General features: G+C 72.4%; 13 protein-coding genes. 10 read left to right on the top strand and 3 right to left on the bottom strand.

The window, feature by feature from the left end; translation table 11 throughout:
• The first annotated feature begins 76 nt into the window (after positions 1-76).
• From E1B00_RS11325 to E1B00_RS11315, 3 genes are all read left to right on the top strand, one after another.
• The gene (locus E1B00_RS11325) at positions 77-814 is read left to right on the top strand and encodes an HAD family hydrolase (RefSeq protein WP_139448797.1); all 738 of its coding nucleotides are present in this window, start codon (positions 77-79) and stop codon (positions 812-814) included.
• 66 nt (positions 815-880) lie between these two features.
• On the top strand, positions 881-2,683 hold the full coding sequence (locus E1B00_RS11320; protein WP_139448795.1) for an acyl-CoA dehydrogenase family protein: 1,803 nt from the start codon (positions 881-883) through the stop codon (positions 2,681-2,683).
• Entirely contained in the window at positions 2,680-4,056 is a 1,377-nt protein-coding gene (locus E1B00_RS11315; RefSeq protein WP_139448793.1) for a GGDEF domain-containing protein, read from the top strand. The genes E1B00_RS11320 and E1B00_RS11315 overlap by 4 nt, the downstream gene beginning before the upstream one ends.
• Here E1B00_RS11315 and E1B00_RS11310 read toward each other — a convergent pair.
• Both E1B00_RS11310 and E1B00_RS11305 read right to left on the bottom strand, forming a co-directional pair.
• Positions 4,053-4,796, bottom strand: coding sequence for a MipA/OmpV family protein (locus E1B00_RS11310; protein ID WP_176693218.1), 744 nt, complete (start codon positions 4,794-4,796; stop codon positions 4,053-4,055). The two genes, E1B00_RS11315 and E1B00_RS11310, sit on opposite strands and share 4 nt — an antisense overlap.
• An 87-nt stretch (positions 4,797-4,883) precedes the next feature.
• Positions 4,884-5,546 carry an energy transducer TonB gene (locus E1B00_RS11305; protein WP_139448789.1) on the bottom strand — a complete coding sequence of 221 codons (663 nt, stop codon included), beginning with the start codon at positions 5,544-5,546 and terminating at the stop codon, positions 4,884-4,886.
• Between the two features lie 163 nt (positions 5,547-5,709).
• Between E1B00_RS11305 and E1B00_RS11300 the strand changes: the two genes are divergently transcribed.
• The 5 genes from E1B00_RS11300 to E1B00_RS11280 all read left to right on the top strand — a co-directional run bounded on the left by E1B00_RS11300 (position 5,710) and on the right by E1B00_RS11280 (position 11,640).
• A complete protein-coding gene (locus tag E1B00_RS11300; RefSeq protein ID WP_176693217.1) occupies positions 5,710-6,183 on the top strand; it encodes a copper resistance protein NlpE N-terminal domain-containing protein in 474 nt (157 codons plus the stop codon).
• A gap of 70 nt (positions 6,184-6,253) precedes the next feature.
• Positions 6,254-6,850: a hypothetical protein gene (locus E1B00_RS11295; RefSeq protein ID WP_139448785.1), complete on the top strand. Its 597-nt coding sequence runs from the start codon at positions 6,254-6,256 to the stop codon at positions 6,848-6,850.
• 149 nt (positions 6,851-6,999) lie between these two features.
• The gene (locus tag E1B00_RS11290; RefSeq protein ID WP_139448783.1) at positions 7,000-7,341 is read left to right on the top strand and encodes a hypothetical protein; all 342 of its coding nucleotides are present in this window, start codon (positions 7,000-7,002) and stop codon (positions 7,339-7,341) included.
• A gap of 118 nt (positions 7,342-7,459) precedes the next feature.
• Positions 7,460-8,440 carry a homocysteine S-methyltransferase family protein gene (locus E1B00_RS11285; RefSeq protein ID WP_139448781.1) on the top strand — a complete coding sequence of 327 codons (981 nt, stop codon included), beginning with the start codon at positions 7,460-7,462 and terminating at the stop codon, positions 8,438-8,440.
• 173 nt (positions 8,441-8,613) lie between these two features.
• Positions 8,614-11,640 carry a protein kinase domain-containing protein gene (locus tag E1B00_RS11280; protein WP_176693216.1) on the top strand — a complete coding sequence of 1,009 codons (3,027 nt, stop codon included), beginning with the start codon at positions 8,614-8,616 and terminating at the stop codon, positions 11,638-11,640.
• On the opposite strand, the gene E1B00_RS11275 is transcribed toward E1B00_RS11280, so the two are convergent.
• Complete coding sequence (locus tag E1B00_RS11275; RefSeq protein ID WP_139448777.1) at positions 11,615-12,169, bottom strand: ECF-type sigma factor; 555 nt, start codon at positions 12,167-12,169, stop codon at positions 11,615-11,617. The genes E1B00_RS11280 and E1B00_RS11275 overlap by 26 nt on opposite strands.
• 176 nt (positions 12,170-12,345) lie before the next feature.
• Between E1B00_RS11275 and dusA the strand changes: the two genes are divergently transcribed.
• Complete coding sequence (gene dusA, locus E1B00_RS11270) at positions 12,346-13,344, top strand: tRNA dihydrouridine(20/20a) synthase DusA (protein WP_139448775.1); 999 nt, start codon at positions 12,346-12,348, stop codon at positions 13,342-13,344.
• A complete protein-coding gene (locus E1B00_RS11265) occupies positions 13,341-14,249 on the top strand; it encodes an arginine deiminase-related protein (RefSeq protein WP_139448773.1) in 909 nt (302 codons plus the stop codon). The genes dusA and E1B00_RS11265 overlap by 4 nt, the downstream gene beginning before the upstream one ends.
• Positions 14,250-14,379: the final 130 nt, after the last annotated feature.

The following is a 14,379-nucleotide window of genomic DNA, read 5'->3' as shown; positions in this document are numbered from 1 at the left end:
CCGGACGTCGTGCCGGCGCACGACCTTCGCGGCGGTCCGGGTTAGCATTCCGTCTCCACCCGCCCACCGGCTTCCCATGATCCAGCTCATCGGCTTCGACGGCGACGACACCCTCTGGCACAGCGAGGGCTATTACCAGTCCGCGAACGCGGCCTTCGAGGTCATCGTCGGCGGCTATGTCGACCTGGCCGACGCCGGCCTGCACCAGCGCCTGCTCGCCACCGAGCGCGCCAACCTCAAGCTGTTCGGCTACGGCGCCAAGGGCATGACCCTGTCCATGCTCGAAGCCGCGTACGCGATGACCGAAGGGCGCATCAGCGCCGCCGACATGCACCGCATCGTCGAGCTGGGCAAGGCGGTGATGGCGCATCCGGTCGAGCTGCTGCCCGGCATCCGCGCGGCGGTCGAGGCGGTGGCGCGGGACGTGCCGGTGGTGCTGGTCACCAAGGGCGACCTGTTCCACCAGGAAGCCAAGGTCGCGGCCTCGGGCCTGGCCGACCTGTTCCGGCGCATCGAGATCGTGTCGGAGAAGGATGCGCGCGCGTATGCGCGGGTGCTGGGCGAGTTCGGCGTCGCGCCGGAGGCGTTCGCGATGGTCGGCAACTCGCTGCGTTCGGACATCGAGCCGGTGCTGCGCCTGGGCGGTTGGGGCGTGCACATGCCCTACCACGTGACCTGGGCGCACGAGCAGGAGAATGGGCTCGAGCCCGGGCACGCGCCGCGCATGGTGAGCGTGGACGGACCCGCGGGCATTCCCGCGGCGGTGGCTGCGCTGCAGGCGCGCGCCGCCGCATCGGCCGGAGGCGCCGGCTAGCCGCCTTCACTGCGCCGGAAGGCGCGCGCTTGTTAAGCTCCGCCCGACGCCCCCGCAGGTCGAGCCATGTCCGATACCGCCCCGTTCGATCGCCGCGATCTGGACTTCCATCTGCACCAGGTGCAGGACAGCGCCGGGCTGTGCCGCTACCCGCGTTTCGCCGCGCATTCGCGCGAGACCTTCGACGCCGTGCTCGACGCGGCGCAGTCGCTGGCGCTGTCGGCCTTCGCCGGCCACAACCGCGCCTCGGACGTGCAGGAGCCGCACTTCGAGGGCGGCCGCGTGCACATCCTGCCGGAAGTGAAGGCGGCGCTGGACGCGTATGCCGACGCCGGCTTCCCGGCCCTGCTCACCGACGCGGACGAAGGCGGCATGCAGCTGCCCTACACCGTGGCCCTGGCCTGCGACGCGATGTTCGTCGCGGCCAACGTCGCCACCGCGGGTTATGCGCTGCTGGCGCGCGGCGTCGCCAACCTGCTGAAGGTCCACGCGACGCCGGAGCAGTGCGCGCGCTACCGCACGCCGATCGTGCAGGGGCGCTTCCTGGGCACGATGTGCCTGAGCGAACCGCAGGCCGGCTCCTCCCTCGGCGACATCCGCACGCGCGCCGAACCGGCGGGCGAGGGCCGCTACCGCATCACCGGCGCCAAGATGTGGATCAGCGGCGGCGACCACGAGCTGGCCGACAACATCGTGCACCTGGTGCTGGCGCGGCTGCCGGACGCGCCGCCGGGCGTGAAGGGCATCAGCCTGTTCATCGTGCCCAAGTTCCGCGTCGGCGACGACGGAAGCCTGGGCGCGCGCAACGACGTGCAGCTGGCCGGCGTGAACCACAAGCTGGGCCAGCGCGGCATCGTCAATACCTTCCTGAAGTTCGGCGAGGGCGGCGACTGCCTGGGCGAACTGGTCGGCGCGCCGCACCAGGGCCTGGCGCAGATGTTCCACATGATGAACGAGGCGCGCATCGGCGTCGGCGTCGGCGCGGTGATGCTCGGGGTCGCCGGCGCGCGCTATTCGACGGCCTATGCGCGCGAACGCCGCCAGGGCCGTCACCCCGACCAGAAGGATCCGGCCAGCCCGCCGGTGTCGATCATCGAGCACGCCGACGTGCGCCGCATGCTGCTGCAGCAGAAGGCCTGGAGCGAAGGCGCGCTCGGCCTGGCGATCTACGCCGCGACCCTCGTGGATGTTCAGGCGCAGGATCCCGAGCCCGCGCGCCGCCGCGACGCCCACCTGCTGCTGGAACTGCTGACGCCGGTGGTCAAGGCCTGGTCGGCCGAGTGGTGCGTGAAGGCCAACGACCTCGCCATCCAGGTGCTGGGCGGCTATGGCTACACGCGCGAATATCCGGTCGAACAATACTGGCGCGACAACCGCCTCAACCCGATCCACGAAGGTGCCAACGGCATCCAGGCGCTGGACCTGCTGGGCCGCAAGGCGCTGATGGACAACGGCGCCGCACTCAAGCTGCTGCTGCGCGAGATCGCCGCCACCGCCGCCCAGGCCGGCGCGGTGCCGGCGCTGGCCGAACACGCCGCGGCGCTGGCCAGGTACGCCGCACTGGCCGCACGCACCACCGGCGAGCTCGGCGCCGCGATGGCGCGCGGCGACCTGCGGCCGGCGCTCGCCAACGCACCCCGCTACCTCACCCTGGTCGGCCACCTGGCGGTGGCCTGGAGCTGGCTGCGGCAGGCGCTGGCCGCCGCATCGGCGACGCCGCGCAGCGATGCCGAGCGCGACTTCTATGCCGGCAAGCTGGCGGCCTGCCGCTGGTTCTTCGTGCACGAACTGCCGACGGTCGAGCACGAGGCGCGCCTGCTGTCCGCGCTCGATCGCTGCGTGCTCGACACCCGCCCGGAGTGGCTGTGACCGCGGCCACCCTGCCGGCGATCAGTCCGCGGCGCGCGGCGACGCTGCGGCGCTTCGCGCGCGGCGCCGGCGCCGCGGTCGTGGTGATCGCCTGCTCCGCATTGCTGGGCTGGGCGATGGACATCGACCTTCTCAAGTCGGTGGTGCCCGGCCATGCCGAGATGAAGGCCAATACCGCCATCGGCCTGCTGCTGTCGGGTCTGGCCCTGCTCGCCAGCACCTTTCCGCACCCGCACGCGCCGACGGCCGTCACCCTGATGTCCGGCGCCGTGCTCGTGCTGGGCCTGGCGACGCTGGCGCAGTACGCCACCGGGGCTGACCTGGGCCTGGATACCCTGCTGTTCGACGACCCCAAGGCGCTGGCGCTGGGCCGGCCGCCGGGCCGCATGTCGCAGATCAGCGCCATCGGTTTCCTGCTGCTGGGCTGGAAAGGCCTGAGCGACGCCGGGCGCGTGTGGCTGGGCCAGACCCTGGCGCTTCTGGTGCTGGCGATCGCGCTGTTCGCGCTCAGCGCCTATGGCTACGCGATGGGCACCGGAGACCGCGAGGCGCCGTTCAACCCGATCTCGATGCACACGGCGGCGATGCTCTTCCTGCTGGCGCTGGGCTGGCTGGCCACCGATGCGGGCCGCGGCGTGGCGCGGGTGCTGGCCGCCGATTCCTTCGGCGGAGAGCTGGCGCGCCGCACCCTGCTGCCGGCCCTGCTGGTGCCGGCGCTGCTGAGTTACCTCGCGCAGCTGGCGCGCGCCAGCGACTGGATATCCGAAGGCGCGATCATCACGGTGCTGGCGGTGTCGTCGGGCGTGGCGGTCGCGACCATGATCTGGTGGGCCAGCGCCCTGCTGGACCGGGTGGAGCGGCAGAACCGCACCGCCGTCGCCCTGCGCGACAGCGCCCACACCGATGCGCTGACCGGGCTGGGCAACCGCCGCGCCTTCGACGCGGCCCTGGTGCGGTTGTTCGAGCAGCGCGAGCGTGTCGGCCTGACCTTCTCGCTGCTGCTGCTCGACCTGGACCACTTCAAGGCCTACAACGACAGCTTCGGCCACCCTGCCGGCGACGAAGCGCTGCGCCAGGCCGGCCGGCTGCTGCCGCTGGCGCTGCGGCCCGGCGACGTCGCCACGCGCTACGGCGGCGAGGAATTCGCGGTGCTGCTGCCCGGCGCACGCCGCGCGGATGCGCTGGTGGTCGCCGAACGCATCGTCGCCGACGTGCGCAACGGCCTGTGGCTGCATCGGCCGGTGACCGTGAGCGTGGGCGTGGCCGAAGCGCGCGCCGGCGAGGCCGCCCCGGCCCTGGTCGCACGCGCCGATGCCGCGCTGTACGCCGCCAAGCAGGCCGGTCGCGATCGCGCGGTCGCCGCGGAGCCTTAGTCCGGCGAGTAGCCCAGGCCGACGAACAGCGCGGTGCTGCTTTCGTCGTCGACGATCGGGCTGTCTGAGATTTCCGACGGCAGCCAGGCGTGGCTGGCGCGCACGAAGAAGGTCCAGCGTTTGGCGAAGGGCAGGGTGGCGAGCACCGACACGTCGGGCGTCAGCGCCGCTTCGCCGTAATAGGGCGGCCGACCGACGATGCCTTCGATGGCCCGCACGCCGTAGTAGTAGTCCACCATGTCCTCGCTCTGCCAGCGCAGCGAAGCGCCCGGCACCACGGTCCAGCCGCCGGCGCGGAACAGCAGGTTCCAGGACGCGGCCAGTTCGGCGCCACCGCTGCGGTCGAGAGCGTCGACCACGCCCGACAGTTCCAGCGCGCCGAGTTTTTTCGAGGTCCAGGTCGAGGCCAGGCCGAGGTCGAGCGAGGCGCGGCGGTCGGACATGCCGGCCAGGAAGGGCGAGTCTTCGGCGTCGTAACCGTCAAAGCGCGCCTGGCCGATCACCGCCAGTTCGTAGCCGGGCGTGTCGACCAGGCGCCATCCGGCGCGCAGGCCGCGCAGGTAGAAACGTTCGCCCTCGAAGCGCACCAGGGGCACGACCAGCAGGTCTTCGTCCAGGCCGGTGTAGGGCGCGTCGCGGTCGGCGGCGATCACGCCGAAGGTCCAGCGCGGCGGGCCTTCCTGCGCCTGCACGGGCAGGGCGGCGCAGAGCAGGGCGAGCGGGAGCAGGAGGGTTCGCATCGGGACGGCCTTGGGGCGAGGGGCCTCCATTGTGCCGCCGCGACGTCGAACCGGCGTGATTCCCGGTCCGACGCCGCGGGGCGGCCTTCAGGGCAGATCGAAGGCGATCGGCACCAGGGCATAGGCGGCGATCGCGCGGCCCTGGCGCGTGGCCGGGTGGAAGCGCCACTTCGCCAGCACCTGGTCGCGCGCGGCCTGGTCGAGCAGGCGGTGCCCGCTGCTGCGCTCGATCACCACCTGCTGCGGGCGACCCTGTTCATCCACCAGCACCTTCAGCACCACGGTGCCTTCCGCGCCGCTGCGCAGGGCCTGGCGCGGATAACGCGGGGCCGGCGAAACGTCGTAGGCCAGGGTTTCGACCTGGGGCTGGCCGGGATCGAACGTGTCCACCACCGGGCCGGCGTCGTCGCTGGGCAGGGCGGCTTCGGTTCCGGCGTCGAGCACGGGGGCGGTGTCGGCCACCGGCGTGTTGTCCACGCGCGGCGTGGGAATCGGCGTCGGCGTGCGCGTCTCGCGCGGCACGCGGATCGGGTCGGCGGGCGGCGGCGGGATCGGCGGCGGCGGGGCCGGGTCGGTGACGAGCGGCACCACCACCTCCAGGCGCGGCGCCGGTGCCGGCGGCTCCCAGGTCGAGGGCGCCATCAGCAGGGCGAAGGCGAGCGCATGCACCAGCACGACGACGGTATTGCCGGCGATGCGCTTGGCGTCGATCTGCGCGAAGGCGGACGGGTGGGGCAGGCTGCGGACCATGGGACACCTCCTGGGCTGGGGTCGCAGGGCTGTCAACGCGCGGGTGCCGGCAACGGGGTTGAGGGCGTCGTCATCGCGCCGAACGGGGCTTGAACGGAACCGCGGCGCGCGCCTGCGGTCCAAGGGCTCCCGGGCTAGGATGGAAGCCCCGATGGAGACGCCGATGCGCTTGCCGCGAACCCTCCGCCCGCTGGCCCTGCTGGGGCTCGCCGCGCTCGCCCTGGCGGGCTGCGGCCGCTCGTCCGAATCCGATTCCGCCGCTGCGCCCGCCGAGCGCGCCGAGCGCGCGGCGCCCCTGGCCGAAGACTTCGAGCGCACCTGGCTGGGCGTGCTGCCCTGCGCCGACTGCGACGGCATCCAGACCCGCCTGGTGCTGCGCGGCGAGGACGGCGCCCGCCGCTACCTGCTCGAAGAAACCTACCTGGGCGTCGAAGGCGACAACGCCTTCGTGCAGGAGGGCGAATGGACCGAAGAGACGCTGTCGCTGGAGGGCGTGGACACCCCGGTCTACCGGCTCGACCCGCAGGGCCCCGCCAGCCGCTGGTTCTGGGTCCAGCCCGACGGTGGCCTGGAGATGCTGGAAGGCCGCGGCCGCACCTTCGGCGACGGCCTGGGCTACCGCCTGCAGAGACTGTGAAACGGTTCCGGCACGGTTCATCGATCCGATGCAGAATCGCCGCGTCCCCCGGACCCAGGAAGCCAAAACAATGAAAACCAAGATCGCCGGATTCGTGCTCACCTTCGGCCTGGCCTTCTCGGCCGGTGCCCAGGCCCTCGTCGACAGCTTCGTGTTCGGCTTCAGCCCGCGCACGGGCGATGCCTTCGTGGACACCCAGCTGGGCGACATCAACGTGTTCGCCAGCGGCAACACCGACGGCTTCATCGACGACGTGGTGGTGAGCTTCGGCGCGCCCCGCCACCTCGTCAGCGAGTACTACCTCGAGCGACGCTGGGCGCCGGGCGACCTCTACTTCGCCTGCGCCATCGCCTACCAGCTGGGCCGGCCCTGCCTGGAGATCATCCACATCTACGAGCGCGACCACGGCCAGGGCTGGGGCGCGATCGCGCAGCGCCTGGGCATCAAGCCCGGCTCGGCGGCCTTCCATGCGCTCAAGGGCAAGGTCGGCCGCGGCCACGGCAAGATGAAGGCAGGTCGCGGCAATGGCGGCCATGGTGCCCGCGCGGCCGGTCCGCAGGGCGGCCGCAGCGCCGGTCCGGCCTCGCAGGGCGGTGGCAGGCCGCAGGGCGGCCAGGGCCAAGGCGGCCAGGGCAAAGGCAAAGGCAAGGACAAGGGCGGCCGCTGATCGGCCGTCCGCCCGCCAGGGCAGCGTCGCCAAAGCAGCCCTTCGGGGCTGCTTTTTTTTTGCGATGGCGGCCGGACCCGCCAAGTTTCATATCTCCTGAAGGCCCGCGGCGCGATTCCGGCGGGCGCCGAACCCAACGGGAGAATGAAATGAAGCTGCAGAACATGGGCTTGGCCGTCCTGGGCCTGGCTGCCCTGCTGGCATCCGCGGCCTGCACGCGCGATGGCCAGGGAGGGCAGGCCGTGCCGGCCTCCGCGCCGGCGTCCGCCGCCGCGGCGGAGAAGGCGACCGATTCCACACCGCGCGCCGACCGGGCGATGGTGCGAGAAGCCCGCCGCGACGCCAACGCCGAAGCCGAAGCCGTCCATAACGCGGCGCGCGTGACTGCGGCGGCCGCCGACGTCGACAACCTGCGCAGCCGGATCGAAGCCCGGCGCAAGGAACTGCGCGAGCAGGCCGCGCGGCAGCGGCCGGAGCCGGGAGCGCCCTGAGCTTCGGTCCGCCCGGATCAAACCGCGGTCGCGCGCACCGCGGCCACGCGTGGCGGGCGACGGCCCCGTTGCGCATAAGCAACCGCTCGGGACATCCGACACGCCGCGGCAGCACGCCATGACTTTTTCTCCGCGCCATCCGCTCCCGCATCAAGGCGAACGCCTTTACATCACCGACGGCGGACTGGAATCCGCGCTGATGCATCGGCAGGGGCTGGCCTTGCCCGCCTGCGCGGCCTTCGTGCTGATCGACGAGCCGGACGGACGCGACCGCCTTTGGCGCCACTACGCCCGCCATGCCCGGATCGCCTGCGAACAGCGCGTGGGCCTGGTGCTGGAAACGCCCACCTGGCGCGCCAGTTCCGACTGGGGGCGCCTGCTGGGCTATGACGCCTCCGCGCTGGTGCGCATCAATCGTGCGGCGGTGGACCTCATGCTCGAGCTTCGTGTTTCCTGCGAAACTGGCGCCAGCCCGATGCCGATCAGCGGCACGCTCGGGCCTCGTGGCGACGCCGGAAGCTCGAGCCGCATGAGTCCGGGCCAGGCGCGCGGCTACCATGCGCCGCAGATCCATGCGTTCGCCGCCAGCCGGGCCGATCTCGTCTGCGCCAGGACGCTGGGCGACTCGGCCGAGGCCATCGGCATCGTCGCGGCCGCCCGTGCCTGCGGGCTGCCGGTGGTGGTGTCGTTCACGGTGGATACCGATGGCCGCCTGCCCTCCGGGGAAACGCTCTGCGCGGCGATCGGACGCACCGACGCGCAGACCGACGGGCACGCCGCCTATTTCATGGTCGATTGCGCGCACCCCGTGCATTTCGCCCCGGCCTTCGCCATTCCGGGCGCCTGGCAGCGTCGCGTGCTCGGCCTGCGCGCCAATGCCTCGCGGCGCAGCCACGCCGAGCTGGAGGTGTGCCGCGACCTGGACGAGGGCGATCCCGCAGCGCTGGGCCTGCAGCTCGGCGAGTTCAAGCGGCACATGCCTTGGCTGCGCGTGCTGGGCGGCTGCTGCGGCACCGATCATCGCCACCTGGACGCCATATGCCGGGCGGCGCGGCATGTCTCGCGCTACGACCGCGAAGCGGAGGCGGCGATGCCCTAGCCGGCCGGCTTCGGCACCGGCCCCGAAGCGCGGTTGCGCTGGCGGACTGGCCGGGGCTTTCGCGTAGGGCAAGGATTCGGGCCGGACCGAAGCGCGCGTCTGCGATCGGCCGCAAGGCGCGCGTAAGATCGTGTGCGCACCGCAATCGACCGTGCCTGCTTTCCGAGGATGTCATGCCAGACTCCGCCTCCCGCCGTGCCCTGGACCAGCTGCTCGACGAACTGCTGGACCTGACTCCGGCCGATCGTGCGCGGCGGCTGAACAGCCTGCGGGAGCGGGAGCCGGCGAAGACCGCCGAACTCGAGCGGCTGCTGGCCTTCTGCCTGGAGGACTCGGCCGAGCTTGGTCCCGGCGGCGCACTGGCCAGCGGGCTCGCGCGCGAAGCCCTGCTCGGAACCGATTCTGCCGACGAGGTTCCCGCTGGCACCGAAATCGGCCCCTACGTCATCGAGACCCTGATCGGCCGCGGCGGCATGGCCGAGGTCTATCGCGCCAGCCGCGCCTTCGACGGCTTCGCGCAGTCGGTCGCGCTCAAGCTCGTGCGTTCGGACAGGGTCGGCGGCAACCTGCGCGAGCGGCTGCTCGGCGAACAGCGCGCCCTGGTGCGGCTCGAGCATCCCAACATCGCCCGCTTCCTGGACGCCGGCGTCGGCGCCGACGGCAACGTCTACCTGGCGATGGAGCTGGTCGACGGCCTCCCGGTGACCGCCCAGGCGGAGGCGCGCAAGGCGGACCTGAAGATGCGCGTGCGCTGGATCATCGACCTGTGCGATGCGCTGGAGCATGCGCATTCGCAGCTGGTCGTGCACTGCGACATCAAACCCTCGAACGTGCTGGTCGACCGCGGCGGGCGCCTGCGGCTGCTGGATTTCGGCATCGCCAGCCTGATGACCGAAGTCGAGCCGTCGTCCGACGCCGGGCTGAAGCTGTTCACGCCCGACTGCGCCGCGCCCGAACAGGTGAGCGGCGGGCCCGTCGGCACGGCGACGGACGTGTTCCAGGTGGGCGCGCTGCTGTACCGGCTGCTCGTCGGGCAGTCCTGGCTGCACCGGCCCGACCTGCAGGACAGCGACGAACTTGCCGCCGTGCTGCACGAATCGGCCACCGCCCCTAGCCTGCACCTGCGGGCCGCCGCGGACGATCCGCAGGTGCGCGCCAACGCCCTGGCCTGCGGGTTCCCCGACGCCGCCGCGCTGGCGCGCCGGGTGGACGAGCGGCTCGACGCCATCGTGCTCAAGTGCCTGGCGCGGGCGCCGACGGCCCGCTACGCCAACGTCGCCGGGCTGCGTGCGGACCTGCGCGCCTGGCTCGGGCACCGGCCGGTATCGGCGCTGGTTTCGGGCCGCTGGGTCACCGGCCGCCTCTGGCTGCGCCGGAACGGGCGCGAGGCGGCGATCGCGTTCGCCGGCGTCGCCTGCCTGGTGCTGCTGACCGTGGTCTACGTGCACCGCGTGACCGAGGAACGCGACGCCAAGGCGCGGGAGCTGCAGCGCGCGCAGGCCGTCGAAGGTTTCCTGGGCAGGGTGTTCGAGCAGGCCAGCCCCTACCTGGACCAGGACAGCGACCAGCCCCTGCAGACCCTGGTCGCGGTCGGCGATTCGATGCTGTCCGATGCCACCACCATGGACCCGCGCACCCGCTTCAGCCTGTCCACCGTGCTGGCCCGGCTGGAGATGGACCAGGGCCGGCCCGAACAGGCTGAGCGCCGCGCGCGTGCCGCGCTGCAGGCCGATGGCGCCGCCGCCGATGCACTGGCCCGGCTAAGGCTGCAGCGCCTGCTTGCCGAGGCGCTGGCGCAGCAGGACCGGGCCGCCGAAGCGCTGGACGTGCTGCGCGACGCGGTCGCCACCGGACCCGGGCTGGCCGAGCTGCCGCCGGCCTTGCGCGCGACACTGCAGGTACAGCTCGGCGGCCTGTACGAAAGCCACGGCCGGCTCGACGAAGCGACCGCGCAGTACGACGCCGCCTTCGATGTGCTGGTGTCGCCGGACACGCCGCTCGATGGCGAATCGCTGCAGGCGCTGCAGCGGCTGGCGAACAACATCGACTTCGGCCAGCGCAGCGAGGACCTGGCCAGGGTGAAGGCGATCCTGGCCCGCGTGTCGGTCGCGCCGGCGGGTGAGTCGACGATCCAGCGCGCGCGCCGGCTGCAGCTTCTGGGCTTCGTCGAAGGCCTGGACAACCGGCCCATCGAGGGCGGCGAGCGCAGCCGGGAAGCCGCGCAGGTGCTGGCCGCGGCGCTGGGCCCGACGCACCGGCAGGTGTCCGAAGCCTGGGGCAAGGCCTGCGTCTCTTTCATCAACGGTGGTGGCATGAAGCAGGCGCATGCGGCCTGCACCCACCGGCTGGAGCTGGAGATCCAGGCGGGGCGCCCGCAGTCGTCGGCGGCCACCAACGCGCGCGTGAACCTTTCGGCCCTGGAATTCCTGCGTGGCGACATCGCCGCGTCGGGTGCACTGATGCGCACGGTGCTCGAGGGCGTCAACGGCGACGACAACCCCGGGCTGTATCTGTACGTCGGCGGCTGGCTGTCGCGGGTCGACCTGCGACAGGGGCGCTACGGCGAGGCGCTGGCCCGGCTGGACGGGATGCTGCGGCTGCAGCGCCGCAGTTTCGCCGACAACCACGACCAGCTGGCCGAGATCGGCGCCAACCGCGCCGAGGTGCTGATCGAGCTCGGCCGGCTGGACGAGGCCGCGAAAGCCCTGGACGAGAGCGACCGCAAGACCGCCACGGGCGGACTGCGCGACCGCGTGCTTCCGGCCCGGCTGATCACCCGCGGCCGGCTCGCCGCCGCGCAGGGACGCCATCGCGAGGCGGTGGACCTGGTCGAGCAGGGCCTCGACGGCTTCGCGCGGCACGAGGCGGTGTCGCCGAGCGAAATGGGCTGGGCGCTGCTCGATGCGGGCGAGGCGCTGCTGCACGCGCGCGACCCGGCGAAGTCCCTGGCGGTCTTCGAACAGGCGCTGGCGACCGGACTGGAGCCGGACTGGAACCCGGGGCTGTGGGCGTGGGCGGTGCTGCGGATCGAAGAGCTGGCACCGGGGCGATATGGCGTCGACGAGCTGCGGCGTGCCGTCGCGCTGGCAGAGGCGCAGTTCGGGCCACCGGGCGGGCAGGCCGCGCCCTGCCTGCGGCGTCCGCCGGCGCTGGGCGGCCGGCCCGGACCGGAGATCAGGGCGCGGACAACATGTCTTTGACCCAGGCGCGGGCACGCATCCATTCGCGCTGGACGGTGCGCAGCGACAGCCCCAGGGCCTCGGCCGTCTCTTCCTCGGTCAGGCCGCCGAAAAAGCGGCACTCGAACACCCGCACCAGGCGCAGGTCGACGTCGGCCAGGCCGCGCAGCGCCTGATCCACCAGCAGCAGCTCCTCCGCTTCGCCCTTGACCGGGATGTCCAGGCCATGGATGTCCTGGATCAGCGGATTGGCGCCGCGCTTCTCGGTCAGCTTCTGGCGCGCGTAGGACACGATGAACTGGCGCATCGCCTGGCTGCAGATCGCCATGAAGTGCGCCCGGTCGTTGGCGTCCAGCGCGCGCTGGCGGACCAGCTTGAGATAGGTCTCGTGCACGACGCCGGTGGTGTCGAGCGTGAGGTTGGGCCATTGGCCCACGTGGCGGCGCGCCAGGCGGCGCAGGTCGTCGTAGACCAGCGGCACCAGACGGTCGAGGACGCCCGGTTCGCCGCGACGATAGGCGGCCAGCAGCTCGTGAAGGGTGTCGTCCATGTCGTGGGTCGAGCGGCGTCCCGATGACCGCCGCCGGATCCGGCGGTGGCGTCCGCAGGCGGTCCCGGCGAGCGGGTGATGGCCGCGTCTGTGCGCGGGCTGGGTTGAATATAGACAGCGCGCCGCGCCAGCGGCAACTGCCGCGGAACGGCGGGGCCGCCCGGTAGACTGTCGCCATGATCGCCCTGCCTCCCGCCCCTGCCACCCGCCTGACCGTGGCGCCGATGATGGACTGGACCGACCGGCACTGCCGGGTCTTCCACCGCCTGCTGGCGCCGAACGCGCGCCTGTACACCGAGATGGTGCACGCCCAGGCCGTGATCCACGGCGACCGCGAGCGCCTGCTCGGTTTCGATCCGGTCGAACATCCGGTCGCGCTGCAGCTGGGCGGCAGCGATCCCGCGCACCTGGCGCAGGCCACGCGCATCGGCGCCGACTGGGGCTACGACGAGGTCAACCTCAACGTCGGCTGCCCCAGCGACCGCGTGCAGGCGGGGCGCTTCGGCGCCTGCCTGATGAAGGAACCGTCCCTGGTCGCCGACTGCGTCGCCACGATGGCCGCGGCGGCGTCGGTGCCGGTGACGGTGAAGTGCCGGCTGGGCGTGGACGAGATGGAGGACTACGGCGTCTTCCGCCGGTTCATCGACACCGTCGCCAGCGCCGGTTGCGGGCTGTTCGTCGTGCACGCGCGCAAGGCCTGGCTGCAGGGCCTGAGCCCGAAGGAAAACCGCGAGATCCCGCCGCTGCGTTACGACTGGGTGCACCAGCTCAAGCGCGAGCGCCCGGACCTGCGCGTGCTGATCAACGGCGGCCTGGCCACGGTCGAGGACGCGGTGGCCCAGCTCGCCACCCTCGACGGCGTGATGATCGGCCGTGCCGCCTATCACGAACCCTACCGCCTGCACCTGATGGACCGCGCGATGTTCGCGCCGGAGCAGGCGCCGCGTCCGCGCGCCGAGCTGCTGCGCGCGCTGCGGCCCTACGTCGAGGATTGCCGTGGCCGCGGCATCGCCGTCAAACACCTCACCCGCCACCTGCTGGGCCTGTTCCATGGCCAGCCCGGCGGTCGCGCCTACCGGCAGGTGCTGAGCGAGGGCGCGCCGCGCGCCGACGCCGGCTGGGACCTGCTCGAGCGCGCGCTCGCCGTCACCGAACGCCGCGAGGACGCCGCGTGATCACCCGCGATACCGAGGCGTTCCTGCATTTCGCCCGCGGCCTGGCGGCCGACGCCGGCCCGGCCTGTGCCAAGGCCGTCTTCCTGGTCACGCCGGAGGGTTTCGCGCTGGCCGAACAGTCGGCCAGCGACAACGCCTACATGGACCTGGGCGTGGCGGTGGATCCGGCGCGCGCGCTGGCCCAGCACCGCGAGCTGCAGCGGCAGCTGGCGCAGGCGGTTCCGGCGATCGCCTTTCCCGGCGATCCGGCGGCGCCCGACGGGCTGTTCCCGAACAACGTCTTCGCCACGGCGCCGGGGCGTCTGGTCCTGGGCCACATGCGCCACCCGGTGCGCCAGCGCGAGGCCGAACGCGCCGACATCCGCGGCTTCTTCGCCGCGATGGGCTATGCGGAAACCGACCTGCGCCGCCAGCCCGGCATCGCCGAGCTCACCGGCGCCCTGATCATCGACCGCGCCCGGGGCCTGGGGTATGCCGGCCTCAGCGAGCGCTGCGACGAAGCCGGCGCCGCGGCCATGCACGCCGCCTTCGGCCTGCGCGCGACCCTGGTGTTCGACCTGGCCGCCGGCGAGTACCACACCAATGTGGTGATGAGCGTCCTGGCCGGCCGCGCCCTGGTGATCTGCCCGTCCGGTTTCGCCGACCCGGCCGTGCCGGCGGCGATCGCGGCCCTGCATGCGCCGCATGTGGTCACCCTGACGCCGGCGCAGAAGGCCGCGTTCGCCGGCAACTGCATCGCCGTCTCGCCCGACCGGGTGTTCGTCAGCCAGGCCGGGGCTGCGGCCCTCGAGGCCGGGCAGCGGGCGATCCTGGCGCGCGCAGGCTTCGAAACGGTGGCCGTGCCGCTGGACGAGATCGAGAAGGCCGGGGGCTCGCTGCGCTGCTGCGTGGCCGAAATCTACTGAGGCCTGAACCCGCTCGCGTCCAAGTGATTGAAGCTGTTAGGGTTCAGATCGGATTCACCGCCTGCCGCCCAGACTTCGCCCCGCTACCCCCGGCCTAGCCGGCCTGCCCCCCACGGAGCTAGTATCCCGA

This window comes from Arenimonas terrae (assembly GCF_006265115.1).
In the GTDB taxonomy this organism is placed as follows: Bacteria; Pseudomonadota; Gammaproteobacteria; order Xanthomonadales; family Xanthomonadaceae; genus Arenimonas; species Arenimonas terrae.
Note: the sequence above shows the minus strand (reverse complement) of the source record. Positions and strands in the feature narration are given on the sequence as shown.